This is a genomic window from Pseudarthrobacter sp. J47, from assembly GCF_049810315.1.
Lineage (GTDB): Bacteria > Actinomycetota > Actinomycetes > Actinomycetales > Micrococcaceae > Arthrobacter.
This window is the reverse complement of sequence record NZ_CP187358.1, coordinates 2,536,784-2,552,490: the sequence shown is the minus strand read 5'-3', so window position 1 is coordinate 2,552,490 and position 15,707 is coordinate 2,536,784. Positions and strand designations below refer to the sequence as shown.

Below are 15,707 nucleotides of genomic sequence, written 5' to 3'. Positions count from 1 at the left end.
GGTCGCATCTTTGGGTTACGCCACTTTGGGTACGAACATGATTCCAATGGTCCTGCGGACCCGAATTGGGTGGTGCACAATCGAGGATGCTCTGAAGTAGCTCGGCCGGCAAACCCTATGACTTTACGGGCGATGCCCGGCCTCTGGCGTTTGGTCGCTAGGGGATTGCGTGTTGCCGAATCCCACTGCGAGCCGTCCCGGATCGTGATCTTGGTTGATTAGACCGTCCCACTTCCTTTGGGTGTGCTAGGAAGGCGGTGACGTTCAGTCCGTGATTTTCAAGTGATCCCACGCGGACCGTTGTCCCCGCGACTGTGCGCCAGGACTTGTAGCTATCGTCGAGCTCAACAACAGGTGGACGAGAGATTCCAACTATGAGCGGATACAGAGCTCGTGGGCCAGCTATTCCCAGCAAACTCATAACTCAAGCACGAATGCCCAGCTACATATACACGAAGCTGGGAAAAATAACCGATCTTTCGGGTGTGACTGCAGCGATGGCAGGTAGCAGATCGATGGTGTATTCTAGCTCCTCGGCCGCTTCCAGGCGACCAAATCAGCCTTGTCAACATGGACGATGTAGTCCCAATCAAAGAGCGTCTCCTTAACAGAGCTAAGTTCTTCGGCTGACATCAACATAGATTCCAAGAAGAATATATCCGGCCTGAACTCCGTCTCCTTTAGTGCGGAGAATAGTGTAAAGTCATGCCCCTCACAATCAGATAAATACACATTTGCTGTTGCGCAGAAGGGCATATGCAGCAGATCTTGAAGACGTACAACCGGAACGCTGACCGATTTTACGTGGGGCGCGATGGATCCGTAAACGGCTGGGTCTATCATTATTCCATCTATGGCATTCTTACGATGCTCCATGGTCGAGATACCGACAGCCCATGCCGGAATGACACCGTCTGCAATCGCCTGGGGGTCCACATATCGAATGTCACTGAATCCGTTAAAATCAGAGACTGCAAAATTGAGGAACGTAGCCCCCGGAAGAGACTTATAGGTATCAACTAGTTGCCGAAAGTATTCGCTTATGGGCTCAATAAAGACTCCCGATACGGCGGGATGCGTCGAGATAAAGCGATAAACAGGGTCGAAACGACGGCCGTCGCATGCCCCTATCTGAAGGATGCGAATATCCTTCCTATTCTCGACGGCGAGTCTGAGGCGAGCATCAAGAAGATCTCGGCTTGTCATGTGTGTGTCATCCTGTCGCCTGAGTTCGTTGAGTGGAGATTCTGAAGTAGTGTAGACGTCGTTCGCCTGCTCCGGCTCGCCGAGCAAGAGGAGGCCCACCGAGTGTCAGCCATCGTCTGACCATTGATCTACGAATGAGGGGGCACGTCGTGCTGACCTGGACGCTGCACACGCGTGAAGACGTATCTCTAGTCTCTACAGAACCTAATGGATTCAAAGTAGTTTCGAAGACTCCTTCCCATTTTCACATCATGGCTAACAGAGAAAGTGGCAACTTTGCCGCGCCTCCGTCGGCCTCGGCTACACCGTTTGAGCCGGGGCAGCGGGTGTCCCTTACAGCTGATGTGGGCGTTACGGGGGATGCCGAGGCCTTCTGGATACTCGTTGAGTACGATGATAACGGGTCCTCACCGACTACTGGTGACCTCCACGGCGCCGAAGTTGATACCAAGCCAGCAACCAAGTTCATATCAGCGGCCCTTAGAGTCAAGGGTCAGGGCACTGTTACTGTCCGCAATATCGTGCTACGCGCTTTTGACGCAGTCCCCATTGGTGATGTGTCTAAAGTTATAGACGTCGGCGACATCGAGTCGCTGGACATTAGTCTTGCAGCTTATGCAACCGGACCCGACAAGGATGCTTCCGCGCTGCTGACCTTCTCATTCCGTGACGAAAACGGAGCACCGGTTCAGCCTCGAGGAACATCTTCAATTCACCCTAAACTCGGCGCCTACACGTACCTCGCACTTGGTAACCCGAACGAGCCGGCGGAAACCAAAGTCACAGTAGACGTTCCGCCCGCTTCTCGGTACTTGCACGTTTCTGGTGTCCCTTGGAAGCACGGCCGACAGGTATTCGCGGCGAGCCAGGTGAAGGTTCATTCTGCCTTGAATAATCAGGACACAATAAGGACTGTTGAAGCGGAAATTGAAGATTTCGTAAAATCTATTCCACTGAATGACGAACTTATCGTTCTATACACCACCGCTCCACCTCTGGGGCATCAGACTCTGTCGCTGCGGCCGAATCGGTTGGCGAAAGAGTACGAAAAATTGGGCAAGTGGATAGTCTTTGTTCCTTTCAGCAAAGTCCCCAGAGGAACGGAAGTCGTAAGCCCCACAACTCGCCAAGTCTCCCGCGAGCATTTGAGTTCATTCCTTGAATACGCAAGCGCTCGAATTGGTAAGAATAATATCTTTGTATGCAGTTCTTTCCCGGACATACAGGCTATTGTTGCCGCAGACTATCTCCACTTGCGGGACTGGCGTGTTGTCTATGAGGTCCGGGATGACATGGAAGAGTTTAACCGGGTTGGTTACTCAAAATGGTTTAACCCACTTCTTGAGCAGCGTATGGCGGTCCAGGCAGATAACGTCATCACCGTTAGCCCTCGCCTTGCTGCTAAAATGAATATCTTGAGCGGCCGAAGCGATTCGATTGTGATCCCAAATGGAGTTTCGCCTGAACTAGTAGCCAGAGCTGCTCATCTTCGGACCAAAGAGGAATACACCGCACGAGATGCCTCTTCGATCATCGGATATATCGGTCACCTGACACCGTCCTGGTTTGACTGGTCCCTAGTTAACTCGACGGCCGAAAAACATCCTGAATGGACCTTTGAAATCATTGGTCATGGTATCCCCGACGGTCTTTACCTTCCTGAAAATGTGATGTTCCTCGGTCCGAGAAGTCATGAAGAGTTTGTTGAAATTTCGTCGCGGTGGAAGGTCGGTCTAATTCCGTTCAAGGCCTCAACCCTGACTTACGCAGTTGATCCGAACAAGATCTACGAGTATTTAGCTGTGGGACTCCGCGTAGTAACGGCAGCAATGGGTAGTGTTGCCTCTTGTCCTGCCACCCACATCTACGATCACAGGAGCGAGTTCGAATTGCAGCTGCAGGAGGCCATGGATCGAGAGATGACAGAGCTAGAGCAAGAAGAAATCGATCGATTCCTTAGCGATGTTCTATGGAGTGAACGTGCTAAAACGATGCTCTCCATCTTTGGGAGTGTAAATGTCTAAGACCAGAATCCTAACGGTCTATCCAAATTGCAGCATGGGCGGAATGATGACGGTCTACAAGAACCGCATCGTTAATGCGCCGAGTGAGAGCCACGACCTCGTATTTTATAAAGATTTTGGTGCGTCACGTGTTTATAGTGAATTGAACGAAGTGCGTGTTGACATCGTGCCGAAGGGGCGGTTGAAACCGTTCGTTCAGTTGGCTGCCGTCGAGCAGCACTATTCTGAGATCCGCATTACGTCGCTCCCAGACATTGCCAATTCGGTAGAAACTCGTGGTTCAAGCAAACTCATTTACGAGTTCCACTCGTCCGACGAGACTGTCCTTGCACGAGAACTTGATTCTCTGAATATTTCTAATTTGGATGAAATTCGAGTTCCCAGCGAGTTTCTAGCTGGGCTTGTGCATTCGCTTATTTCAGGGGATGCTTCAGAAATCGTGCGGGTATATCCAAACTTGGTCGATAATTCAATCTTCTCTGCGGAGGGGCCCAGTGGCAGCTGGGGCCTCCCGGCCGGTCAGCGCCCCCTCGTCTGGGTGGGAAGGTTTGACAAGGGCAAAAACTACCGCGATTTCGTGCGCGCACTTTCACTCCTAGGTCCTGAGTTTGTAGGTGTCGTCGTCGTGAGTATGGAGGACTCTCCCGACCGCATGGCGACGTTCCTTGCAGATGCTTCGGCCTATAAGGTCCAGAATCGAGTTCATCTGTTGATGAATCTCAGCCCTGATGAAATAGCGAGTCTTTATCGTCATGCCAGCAACGCCCAAGGGTGCTTCGTCAGCACAAGTCTCGGTGAGTCTTTCGGCTACGGCGTGGCGGAGTCGATGGCGTCGGGGCTGCCAGCGGTCGCATATTCAGTTGGCGCACTTGAGGAACGGGCCGCCGATGAAGGTCATCTCATACTCGTTCCGGTAGGCGACATTCATGCTCTCGCGTCCGCCATCTCAGCATCATCAATTTCGATGGCTAGGTAGAAGGACCCATGCATATATTCCAGCCGGCAGCCGAGAGTCCGTTTACGAGAACGTTTGTGGAGCAGATCCCGCGCCAGCGTGATCCGTCGACGGGAACTGCCTTGGTGGACCTCGATATCGAGAATAGGGGTGTCGTATTTCCGCTGCGGTTGCACGTCAAGGCAGACAGCAGTCGCCTGGTAGTTCTCTTCAATGGTGCCGTTGATCTCAGCCGCAAGAGCGGTCGGGAATTCCAGCGATCTTCCTGGACTGATGAAATAGATGCCCATGTTGTCAACTTTGCTGACCCGACAATTCAACAGCATCCCGACATGGCTCTTAGTTGGGGACAAGGCAATTTGGACCACTACTACCTTGAGTCTGTAGCGGAGATCGTGGCAGGAATCTGCGCGGCACTGCGCATCGACCCACAGAAGAGGACGCGGCTTTATTTTGGTAGTTCGGCTGGCGGTTATCAGGCTTTAGTGGCGGCAGCATTGGATCCCGGATCCCTATGTGTGGTGAATAATCCTCAAGTCGATTGGACGAGGCATTTTCACGAAAGTCACATTAACCGGCTACTTAAAGTTGGGTTCAATGGACTGACGGTGGAAGAGTTGCGCGAGAGCCACCCGCATCGCGCTGATGTAACTGAGTATATGTATAAGATTGGAAATTATCCGGAGACTCACTTCTGGGTAAATGCCGCTTTTGAACATGACATCCTTAATCAGTTGAATGTCTTCACGACCGGCGTTGCAAAGGGCGCTGTCCATGGAGATCGTCCTGTCCACACGGTGCACCTTTATTCTAGAACAGACCAGGGTCATAATCCGATGTTTAAAGTGGATACTATCCGAGCAATTGCCGACGCATGGTGAGCGTTATTAGTATGAATTTGAATCTTTGGTTTCTAGCCGATTGATGGATCAGGAGTATTGTTTTGCAGAATCCGAGTAGAAGTCTCAGTAAATATGAACCAAACATATCTGCTCATGATTCACTGGAAGAATTTATGGGATGTGCGGATCTCGACAGCGGACTGCACGTGATTCCGCATTCCGATTCCTTATTCACTGAAATTCTTTATGACAATCGCAATGCGCCGACGACTATTGTATTTTTCAATGGCGCCGGCTTCGCAAGTAGTGCAACGCGCCCTGGTTTCACGGGAACATCGATGATGAAGTCTGTCAGTGGCGATGATGTAAATCGGATCTACATCCACGATGCAACGTTGTATCACGATCCATCCAATAGTTTGACATGGTACGCCGGGTGCTCTGAACTCCAACTGCAGCGGATCCTACCCGAAATCATTGGCAAATTCCTGACTGTTTCGGAATCACAACGCACAATATTCTTCGGTGTATCCGGCGGCGCCTATGCCGCTTTGTATTACTCGACACATTTTCCTGGTTCGCTTGTGCTGGCTACCAATCCTCAAACGATTCTGCCGAAGTATCACGGTTGGGAGTTCGCGAAATTTTCGCGTACGTGTTGGGGTTCAGCCGAGGCACTCTCTATTGAATCTGCTAAGGCAAAATTTGCGGCGGATCTGACTGAAATATACTCTGCACCTGTGGATAACTATGTGTATTACCTGAACAACGCTAGCGATACTCACCATGTGGACGAACACCTTCGTCCCTTTGCGCGAAGACTGCACAAGGACAATCATGTTCAGGTCTTGATCAGGAATTGGGGTGAGGGGCTCGTTGCCCCGGTTCCGGACATTTTTCTGGATGTTATTCGTCGGGTTGTTGGAGACGCTGCTTGGTCTAACATGGCCGCGCTACCTGGTTCGATCCCACTCAAGGATGAGTCGTCCGTGGAGGCCAGCCTGTCGGAAGCGAGTGAAGAGGAACGTTTTGAACTTATTGAAGACCCACTCCCGCTGACAGCTTTTCCTCTGGAGACCAGGTTTCCAAAGGTTGCAGAGGGGACTCTGGTTATTAAGTCGGACTTCACTGTTTCTGGTGACGTGGCATCGAACGCCTTCATGGTTTCATTGTGGATCGAGCCTTCGAATGAATCGTTGGATCTGCTTCTGAAGCAGTCCAACTCAATTCGTCGTTCTAATGATTCGTCGATTGGGTTCTTTGTTCTTTTGCCTATAAAGGAAGGTGAGAACACAGTTGCTCATAAGGTTTACATTCCTCAAGGATGCCCGGTGAGTGGGTTCTCGATTAGGCATTATGGTAAGTCGGAGGCTTCAGGCCATGTGGAAATAAAGAAGCTGGCAGTTCATCTCCTAGATTAGCGGTCGAATCTTCGCCGTCTACTGCGGCTCAACAGCGTTTAGGGCGCTGATGCTGGCATGATGAACCTGTGACCCCGCAGACTACTCCCGATTCCGAGCCAGTGGCCGGCGCTGAACATTCGGCCCACGCTGTCCAATTACTGGAATCCGCACGCGCGGACCTGTCAGCAACGGTCCTGCCGCTGGAGCTGCCGGGAGTGGAGCAGGCCCGGACAGAACTGCGGCAGGCCGTTGCGCAGCTGGACGACTACATCCTTCCCCGTTACCGCAGCCTGGACGCTCCGCTGCTGGCCGTCGTCGGCGGATCCACCGGTGCGGGGAAATCCACCCTGGTCAATGCGCTGGTGGGCCATCCCGTCACCCGCGCCGGAGCCATCAGGCCCACCACCCGGCAACCCATCCTGCTGCACCACCCCGCGGACCTGCCATGGTTCGAGGACCGCCGGGTGCTGCCCGGCCTCAGCCGGATCTCCGGCGTCCTGACCGGAAGCGCTGTACCGGCAAGCAAAGCCGGCACCGCTCCCGATGCCGCCGCCATGACGTCGCTGGTGCTTCTTGGCGATCCCGCGGTGCCGCTGGGCGTCGCCATCCTTGACGCACCCGACGTCGATTCAATCTCAGATGACAACCGGCAGCTGGCCGGTCAGCTCCTGGCGGCGGCGGATTTGTGGATCTTCGTCACCACAGCAAACCGCTATGCCGACGCCGTTCCGTGGCGGCTTCTGCTGGATGCGGCATCACGGGACATCACCGTAGCCATTGTGCTGGACCGTGTGCCGCCAGCAGCGGAGGCGGAGGTCAGTGAGGACCTGCGCAACCTGCTCCGTCAGGAGGGCCTGGGCCGGGCGGAACTCTTTGTGGTGCACGAAGCCGAACTGGATGAGCTGGGAATGCTGCCACACCAGGCAGGAGAAGCCTTGCGGGCCTGGCTACATGACCTGGCTGAAGATTCGGCAGGCCGTGCGGGGATAGCGCGCCGAACGCTGAATGGCGCTGTTGGCGCCCTGTCGGAGCGGCTGCAGGTGCTGGCGGCAAGGGCAAATGAGCAGGACGCTGCGGCGGCTGAGCTTCGTAACGACGCAGTTGATGCCCACGAGGCGGCCGTGACCCGGATACTCGATGCCACCAAAGATGGCGCCCTGCTGCGCGGCGAGGTTCTGGCCAGGTGGCAGGACTTTGTGGGCACAGGGGAATTCTTCCGGAACCTGGAACAGAACATCGGCCGGATGCGGGACCGTGTTGGGGCCTTCTTCCGTGGCGAGCCTACTCCCGCAGTCCGGGTGGAGACGGCCATCGAGTCCGGACTGCAGGCCGTCATCCTGGACGAGGCCCGAAACGCGGCCGAGGAAACTGATCGACGATGGCGTTCCGATCCAGCCAGCCGGCAGCTCCTGGGTACCGATGACCTGTCCGGGACCAGTGAAAATTTTCCGGATCAAGTGTCAGCGGAGATCAGGGCCTGGCAGGGTGACCTGATGGAACTGATCCGGACCGAGGGGCAGGGAAAGAGGGCTAAGGCCCGGTGGTTGTCGTTCGGCATCAATGGCCTGGGTGCGGCACTGATGATCGTGGTTTTCTCCATGACTGCGGGACTGACAGGACTGGAGATCGGCGTCGCCGGCGGCACCGCCGTCGTCGGTCAAAAGCTCCTGGAAGCAGTGTTCGGTGAAGAGGCAGTCCGTCGCCTTGCCCGGACGGCGAGGGAAGACCTCCATCGGCGCTGTAGAACGCTGCTGGAAAGTGAGCGGCAACGTTTCCTTGGCCGTCTTTCAGCGGAGACCAGTGGTGGGGCGGACATCCTGGCCGGGCACGCCCGCGCACTGGCCGGGCTGGCGGCACACGGATGAGCCGGCACAGTGTTGCCCGCGAGGCATCCCAGCTGCAGCAGCGCCTGGAGGCGTTGAACGAGGCCCGCGAGTTGGCTGACGGCGTGCTTCCGGACGAGGCACTGCAGGAGGTCCTGGTCATCCTGGAACGGGCAAGCTCGCGGAGGTCGCTGTCTTCCGGGCATACCGTCGTCGGATTTTTTGGCGCCACCGGCAGCGGAAAATCATCGCTCTTCAACGCCGTTAATGGGGTGGAGATAGCCACTGCGGCAGCCCGGCGTCCCACTACCTCCGAACCCCTGGCCAGTGTGTGGGGAGTAGCGGGCAGCGAACCGCTCCTGGACTGGCTCGAGGTCCCGGCACGGCACCATGCATCTCCCGTGAATGGCTTTGCCGATGACGACACGGGCCTGATCCTGTTGGACCTGCCCGACTTTGACTCCACCCGGCTGGCCAACCGCAAGATCGTCCAGCGGATGGTCGGCATGGTTGATGTCCTGGTATGGGTGCTGGACCCGCAGAAATACGCCGACGCTGCTGTGCACCACGACTTCCTGGCCCCGCTGTCCGCGCACGGAGCGGTAACCCTGGTGGTTCTGAACCAGATAGACAAGCTGGCTCCTGCGGACCTGGACCCGGTGCTTGAATCACTGAAGTCGATCCTTGCCGCAGAAGGACTGGGCAAGGTTCGTGTTCTCCCCGCTTCAGCGTTGACCGGGGCCGGAATCGATTCGGTGCGTTCGTCCATCCGCCAGGTTGCCGTCCAGCGTCAGGCCGCGTCACAGCGGATGGCGGCGGATGTTGCGAACGCCGCCCGCACGCTCACGGAGGTATCAGGCACAGGCCAGGCTGCCGGAGTTAAAGGCGGTACGGCGTCCAGGCTTTCGGAAGAACTGTCAGCGGCGGCGAATGTACCCCTGGTGGTGGAAGCCGTTGCGCGCTCCTACAAGCTGGAAGCCACACGGCGAACCGGCTGGCCGGTTACCCGTTGGCTGTCCAGGTTCCGTCCGGATCCGCTCCGGCGGCTGAACCTGCGCCGGGAAACCGGGGATGCGGACGTCCACCGGACGTCGCTGCCCCGGGCCGGTGCGCCGGAACGGGCACGTACTGATGCTGCTGTCTGGAATTTTGCGGACGCTGCCAGTGCCGGAGCGCCGGGCCCGTGGCGTTCGGCCATCCGCAGTGCGGCACGCGAGGGCCGGGAACAGCTTCCGGACGCCCTGGACCGGGCGATTGCCGGCACGGAGCTGAAAGCCGGACGCACCTCGTGGTGGTGGGGCGTTTTTAACGTGATCCAGTGGATCGCGTTGCTGACTGCCCTGGGCGGAGTGGGCTGGTTGGGGGTATTGGCCGTGTTGGGATACCTGCAGCTCCCTGTCCCGGAGATGCCGCGCATGGAGGGTTGGCCTGTGCCTACGCTGATGATCGCCGGGGGAGCGCTGCTGGGAATCGTGCTGGCGCTGGCCGGCAAAGTCTTTGCCTCGATGGCAGCGAGGTCACGTGCGGGGGCTGCCCGACGGCGGCTGCAGGCTGCGGTTTCTGACGTTGCTGAACGGCTGGTTGTTGAACCAGTTCAAGTGGAGTTGACGCGCTTTGCCTCGTTCAGGGACGCGCTGAAAAGGTCCTCCTGATGCTTCGGATAGTCCCACTTATCCCAGAACGGGATGACAGTGGTTTATATCGGCTAACACACCATTGAGACACGCGATGTCCTGTGCCTGCCACGGAGATGCAGGTGCAACGTCAATTATCTGTCGGCGTGCGATGTCCGCGTATTGACCAGAGGCCCGTATCCGGTACCAGCAATATCGGATCCACTTTGTGAACGTTCCGGCCAAGAAGCTCTCATCGACACATAAGAGACTGGAGCCCTGCGGCGGGCATATCTGGACATCCATCCTCAGCGACCTTGAATCGATTTGTCCCTCACCCAACGGAAGCCTAGTCTGAAGCCTTACAACCTCCCTTGGCATTGCTGGCCAAGCCGCGCGGCCAACGAATATATGCGGCCATACAGATGACGAGGAATTAGAGAAAGTAGTGCCGTGCTTACAGTCGACTTAAGTCGCGTGGACCAATCTCAAGAAATTGTCTATATATTGAGGCTTCGCGACCGGTTTACTCAGGTCAACCGGAGCATGAAGTTAAGGGCCGGAAGCATACTCGAGATACCTGATCATGTGTTGCCTGGCCCCTCGAATCACACGGTCGTCTGGATTGACGAGATTCACCCAAATAGAGAATCCAGATCAATCACTTCCCGGGTCCGATTGGATGCACTTAGAGGGGTAGCCAGACTTGAGCATTGGTTGCGCCAGCCCACACGTACTGCCACGGAGGCAGAAGCGGCAGCAATGCTGGAGACGCTGGCCGTATGGGAGTACTTTAGTGATTCCACGTGGAGGGACCGGGTCACACGAATTGTAAGAGACGTCCTGCGAAAACTCAGACCTGCACGGTCAACTCCAGTTAACAGCCGGGTAGCGCTTCTCTGCCGGCTTTATAGTGCAAGAGCCGACTTTTCCGAGTCGTTGCCCGGTAACGTCATGGCAAGCCTGACTGCGATCATAGAGATGCAGGCACTTTTACAAAATCACAGGACTGTGAATGGACGGGAGATCGAGCACGTCTCGCGGGCCGAGTCCAAGTCGATTTCAGATTCTCTAAAGGCAGAACTGCAGAGCGTTGTCGAGACTTCGTCCCCGTACAACTCGCCGACCACATCGTCTCATATACTGCGGGGCCAAGTGCTAAGTGTCGTTGGAGGCAGATCGGCAGCCCTCACAGAGTTTCGAACTGCACTTTCGTCCGGTTCTGAATTAATTAAGGAGTTGCATCTTGACATAGGCGCATTCACGTATGGGATTCCTGCGCCACGGGACACTGAACAGGTGGAAATTACCTGGCATGGCGGTGATCTTCGTGAAGGCGCTTCGGCGAGGATCCTCTACTCAGGCAACATCGAGTTTCTTCGGCGCTATTTGACGCGCATTATCTTCTATGCAGCTGCCGAGCCGACACTTCAACTTCATTTTCATGTCGTGGCTGCCGAGAATGAGGCTTCTGAATTCATTCGTGAAGCAAATGTTCTTGCGGAAACGATCCAGGGCTTCAGTCGACGTTCGTCGGAGCTGCCAGCCCTTTCTTGGTCTTCGTCCCATCTGCCAGCAGGAGTGGGAAACCCAATCACCTACTATGCATGCGCGCGCTATCTGGTTGCCCAGCAAGTCATGGATAGGTTCGAAGCCGATGTTTGGATCCAAGACGTGGACCTCTATCCGGTTTCGCCCATCGCAGACTCTTATACTAAATTCAAAGAATTCGATGTCGTGCTCGCGGCATCGACCGGGATTGACAGACTGGCGCCCTGGCGGCGATATCTGGCCGGAAACGTCTTTCTGGCACGCTCCGATAAGGGTCGGCAATTCGCTGCCCGCACGGCAGACTACGTAATGGCATTTTTGGATCAGCCTAATTCATGGATGCTAGACCAAAATGCACTCGATTGGGCCGTTGAAACTGCCCAGCCGGGTACAATCATCGGCAATATTAATGCCCTCAATATTGGGCTCACGCAGTCCGTTATGAACGGAGCCATCGAGTCCTAAAACCAGTCGTCCACCTTTGCCGTCGTCACGATGGGACTCCGGATCTGCTGTAGAACCTTGTCGGCATTTGCTGGGGCATGCCTCTGCGGCGTATCCCTAAGGGTTCCTTAGGGATTGTCGCAATGGAAAGCACCTACGTTCCGGAACCGGCAGGGAAATCTCCATCTGAATTCCGAGCGGCATCGCGCACTTTGATGAGCGTGCGCAGGTTCCTTGTGGTGGTGGCCGCCTTGTAGCGTGCCTTCGCGGTGATCTTGCTGAAGGGGCTGTCCAGCGTGCCTCCGGCAGGGGCAAGCCATGCCAACGCCTCCGGGGCGAGCCGCGTCAGGTCTACGCCGCCGTTGGATGCAGGGCCGAGGGCGGAACCGGCGTCGAACAGTTCGTCCAGGACCTTGATGTCCGAGGAGAGCGTGACGTAGCTGTGGGTCGTTTTGTCGTCGGCTGGGTAGGGACAGGCGGCCACCAGCTCAGCCACTCTGGCTGCTTCCAGTACCACAACCCAGGCGTCATAGCCGAACGCTTCTCGGAGGCATCTTTCGCAGGCGTCCTTGACGTCTGGAGCGTCCAGATCACTGGAGAGAACCACATTGCCGCTGGCCAGCAAGGTTTTCACTCCGGAGAATCCGCAAGCGGCGATGGCCGACTTTAGGTCCGCCATCTTAATGTTGATGCCGCCGACGTTGATGCCACGGAGGAAGACAGCGTACGTAGTCATGCCGTCAGCCTAGCGTTGGAGACGGACGCACGAACGCCCGCCTCTCCATCTGGAATTAGTCGTTGTTCTTGCGCAGGGCTTCAGTGAGGATCCGCCCTGCGTTACACACAACTTCGGCGTGGAGCCTGCCGGGCTGCCGTGTGAGCCGCTCGATGGGGCCTGAAATGGAAACAGCGGCAATCACTCGCCCGGAGGGTCCGCGCACAGGTGCAGAGACTGAGGCGACGCCAGGCTCGCGCTCGCCAAGGCTCTGACCCCAGCCCCGGCGTCGTACTCCTGCCAAAACAGTGGGCGTGAACCTGGCGGACTGCAGCCCTTCGAGAAGACGGTCGTGGTCTTCCCAGGCGAGCAGCACCTGGGCAGCCGAACCGGCCTTCATGGACAGCTGGGTGCCCACGGGAATGGTGTCGCGCAGGCCAATTGGACGTTCGGCAGACGCAACGCAGACGCGCCAGTCACCTTGGCGCCGGAAGATCTGGGCACTCTCACCCGTCGCGTCGCGCAGCTGCATCAGCACGGGTCCTGCAGAGGCAATCAGGCGGTCTTCGCCGGCGGCAGAGGCCAGTTCCACCAGCCGGCTTCCCAAGACGAACCGGCCCTGGATATCGCGGCTGACCAACCGGTGGTGCACCAGTGCCAGGGCAAGCCGGTGAACGGTGGGTCGTGCCAGCCCGGTGGCCGCTACCAGCTGGGCAAGGGTGGTAGGGCCGGCCTCCAGTGCGTCGAGCACCTGGGCCGCTTTATCGATGACTCCGACGCCGCTAGGATTGTCCATGTAATGATATTGCCGTCTCATTATCTGAGATGCAAATGTTTCGGCTGGCTTATGACGCCGCCGGGCTGGTTCAGTTGAGACAGACCATTAATCCGTAGTGAAGGGAGCTGGCCATGGCTAATACATTGGCCGAGAAAGTCTGGGACGCACATGTGGTGCGCAAAGGCGATGGCGAAGGAGCCAACGCCCAGCCCGACCTTCTCTACATCGATCTTCACCTCGTCCATGAGGTCACCTCGCCGCAGGCTTTTGAAGGCCTCAGGCTGGCCGGCCGGCAGCTCCGCCGTCCCGATCTGACCATCGCCACGGAGGACCACAACACTCCGACCCTGGACATCGACAAGCCCATCGCCGATCTCACCAGCCGCACCCAGATCCAAACGCTGCGGAACAACTGTGCCGAGTTTGGCGTGCGCCTGCATTCCCTCGGTGATGCCGAGCAGGGCATTGTGCATGTGGTGGGTCCCCAGCTGGGCCTGACGCAGCCGGGTATGACCGTTGTCTGCGGCGATTCCCACACCTCCACGCACGGTGCGTTCGGAGCCCTCGCCATGGGCATCGGAACCTCCGAAGTGGAGCACGTGATGGCCACCCAGACGTTGTCGCTGAAGCCCTTCAAGACCATGGCCATCAATGTTGAAGGCACCCTGCGCCCCGGCGTCACCGCCAAGGACATCATCCTCGCCGTCATTGCCAAGATCGGCACCGGCGGCGGTCAGGGCTACGTCCTCGAATACCGCGGCTCCGCGATCCGGGCGCTGTCCATGGATGCCCGCATGACCATCTGCAACATGTCCATCGAAGCCGGTGCCCGCGCCGGCCTGGTAGCGCCTGACCAGACCACTTATGACTACATGTATGGCCGCCCGCATGCGCCGCAGGGTGCTGAATGGGATGCCGCCGTCGACTACTGGAACACGCTGCGCAGCGACGACGAGGCAATCTTTGACGCTGAGGTGGATCTCGACGCCGACACGCTGGAGCCCTTCGTGACCTGGGGAACCAACCCGGGACAGGGTGTGTCACTCTCCGCCAAGGTCCCGTCCCCCGAGGACTTCGGTGACGAGAACGCCAAGGCCGCCGCGGAGCGTGCCCTGCAGTACATGGGCCTCGAGGCCGGTACCCCCATGAAGGACATCCGGGTGGACACGGTTTTCCTGGGTTCCTGCACCAACTCCCGCATGGAGGACCTCCGCGCAGCTGCAGACATCATCCGGGGCCGCCAGAAAGACCCCAACGTCCGCATGCTGGTGGTTCCCGGCTCGGCCAGGGTACGGCTCGAAGCTGAAGCCGAAGGCCTGGACAAGGTCTTCAAGGACTTTGGTGCGGAATGGCGGTTCGCCGGTTGCTCCATGTGCCTCGGCATGAACCCGGACCAGCTCGAAGTGGGGGAGCGTTGCGCCTCCACCTCCAACCGTAACTTTGAAGGCCGCCAGGGAAAGGGCGGCAGGACCCACCTGGTTTCCCCGGTGGTGGCAGCTGCCACTGCCATCCGCGGCACTCTGAGCTCGCCGTCGGACCTTGATCCGGACCCGAAGGCTGAGCCCGCCCCGGTGGCTGAGCCTGCCCCGGTGGTTGAGCCTGTCGAAACCACCCGTACCGACGCCGCATAGGAAGACACCATGGAAAAGTTCACCAAGCACACCGGCATCGGCGTCCCGCTGCGCCAGAGCAACGTCGACACTGACCAGATCATCCCCGCGGTGTACCTCAAGCGCATCACCCGCACCGGCTTCGAAGACGCCCTGTTCTCGGCCTGGCGCAAAGATCCGTCGTTCATCCTCAACCAGGAGCCGTTCAGCTCCGGCTCGGTCCTGGTGGCGGGACCGGACTTCGGTACCGGCTCCTCCCGCGAGCACGCCGTCTGGGCGCTGAAGGACTACGGCTTCAAAGCCGTCCTCTCGTCCCGCTTCGCGGATATTTTCCGTGGCAACTCCGGCAAGCAGGGCCTGCTGGCTGCCGAACTTGCCCAGGATGACATTGAGCTCATTTGGAAGGTCCTGGAAAACGCTCCGGGCACGGAGGTGACCGTGGATCTTGAATCCAAGACGGTGACGTGCGGCAACGTGGTGGCCCCGCTGTTCATCGATGACTACACCCGCTGGCGCCTGCTGGAGGGCCTCGACGACATTGGGCTCACGCTCAAGCACGAGGAAGACATCACCGTGTACGAGGCCACGCGGCCCGCCTTCAAGCCGACAACGTTGCCGGCACGGCTGTCCTAGCCGGCACGCAAAAAGCCCCTGTAGAAACTTTCATTTCGGCGGGTTCTAGCGGTCGTTGCAACTCCCAAAAATGATGGGTGTTGCAACGACCGCTAGAACCCGCCTTCTAC

General features: G+C 57.5%; 12 protein-coding genes. 9 read left to right on the top strand and 3 right to left on the bottom strand.

What is annotated here, in order from left to right; genetic code table 11:
* Nucleotides 1–525: 525 nt before the first annotated feature.
* Nucleotides 526–1,305: a hypothetical protein gene (locus ACPJW8_RS11670; protein ID WP_330194498.1), complete on the bottom strand. Its 780-nt coding sequence runs from the start codon at nucleotides 1,303–1,305 to the stop codon at nucleotides 526–528.
* 152 nt (nucleotides 1,306–1,457) lie between these two features.
* Here ACPJW8_RS11670 and ACPJW8_RS11665 point away from each other — a divergent pair, with 152 nt between their 5' ends.
* The 7 genes from ACPJW8_RS11665 (at nucleotide 1,458) to ACPJW8_RS11635 (ending at nucleotide 11,882) form a co-directional block, all read left to right on the top strand.
* Entirely contained in the window at nucleotides 1,458–3,230 is a 1,773-nt protein-coding gene (locus ACPJW8_RS11665) for a hypothetical protein (protein WP_330194499.1), read from the top strand.
* Between the two features lie 43 nt (nucleotides 3,231–3,273).
* The gene (locus ACPJW8_RS11660; RefSeq protein ID WP_425256337.1) at nucleotides 3,274–4,206 is read left to right on the top strand and encodes a glycosyltransferase family 4 protein; all 933 of its coding nucleotides are present in this window, start codon (nucleotides 3,274–3,276) and stop codon (nucleotides 4,204–4,206) included.
* Nucleotides 4,207–4,262: 56 nt separating this feature from the next.
* A complete protein-coding gene (locus ACPJW8_RS11655; protein ID WP_425256336.1) occupies nucleotides 4,263–5,066 on the top strand; it encodes a hypothetical protein in 804 nt (267 codons plus the stop codon).
* 62 nt (nucleotides 5,067–5,128) lie between these two features.
* Nucleotides 5,129–6,448 carry a hypothetical protein gene (locus ACPJW8_RS11650; RefSeq protein WP_330194502.1) on the top strand — a complete coding sequence of 440 codons (1,320 nt, stop codon included), beginning with the start codon at nucleotides 5,129–5,131 and terminating at the stop codon, nucleotides 6,446–6,448.
* A 68-nt stretch (nucleotides 6,449–6,516) separates the two neighbouring features.
* Nucleotides 6,517–8,295 carry a dynamin family protein gene (locus ACPJW8_RS11645; RefSeq protein WP_330194503.1) on the top strand — a complete coding sequence of 593 codons (1,779 nt, stop codon included), beginning with the start codon at nucleotides 6,517–6,519 and terminating at the stop codon, nucleotides 8,293–8,295.
* The gene (locus ACPJW8_RS11640; protein WP_330194504.1) at nucleotides 8,292–9,905 is read left to right on the top strand and encodes a GTPase; all 1,614 of its coding nucleotides are present in this window, start codon (nucleotides 8,292–8,294) and stop codon (nucleotides 9,903–9,905) included. Before ACPJW8_RS11645 ends, ACPJW8_RS11640 begins: the two co-directional genes overlap by 4 nt.
* A gap of 1,260 nt (nucleotides 9,906–11,165) precedes the next feature.
* On the top strand, nucleotides 11,166–11,882 hold the full coding sequence (locus ACPJW8_RS11635) for a hypothetical protein (RefSeq protein ID WP_330194505.1): 717 nt from the start codon (nucleotides 11,166–11,168) through the stop codon (nucleotides 11,880–11,882).
* Nucleotides 11,883–12,015: 133 nt separating this feature from the next.
* Here the strand turns inward: ACPJW8_RS11635 and ACPJW8_RS11630 are convergent, their stop codons facing one another.
* Nucleotides 12,016–12,597 (bottom strand): DUF1697 domain-containing protein, encoded by a 582-nt coding sequence (locus ACPJW8_RS11630; protein ID WP_330194506.1) that lies wholly within the window; start codon nucleotides 12,595–12,597, stop codon nucleotides 12,016–12,018.
* A 55-nt stretch (nucleotides 12,598–12,652) separates the two neighbouring features.
* Nucleotides 12,653–13,372, bottom strand: a complete 720-nt coding sequence (locus ACPJW8_RS11625; protein ID WP_330194507.1) for an IclR family transcriptional regulator — start codon at nucleotides 13,370–13,372, stop codon at nucleotides 12,653–12,655.
* A 113-nt stretch (nucleotides 13,373–13,485) separates the two neighbouring features.
* Between ACPJW8_RS11625 and leuC the strand changes: the two genes are divergently transcribed.
* Both leuC and leuD read left to right on the top strand, forming a co-directional pair.
* The gene (gene leuC / locus ACPJW8_RS11620) at nucleotides 13,486–14,985 is read left to right on the top strand and encodes a 3-isopropylmalate dehydratase large subunit (protein ID WP_330194508.1); all 1,500 of its coding nucleotides are present in this window, start codon (nucleotides 13,486–13,488) and stop codon (nucleotides 14,983–14,985) included.
* A 9-nt stretch (nucleotides 14,986–14,994) separates the two neighbouring features.
* Nucleotides 14,995–15,597 carry a 3-isopropylmalate dehydratase small subunit gene (leuD, locus tag ACPJW8_RS11615; RefSeq protein ID WP_330194509.1) on the top strand — a complete coding sequence of 201 codons (603 nt, stop codon included), beginning with the start codon at nucleotides 14,995–14,997 and terminating at the stop codon, nucleotides 15,595–15,597.
* Nucleotides 15,598–15,707: the final 110 nt, after the last annotated feature.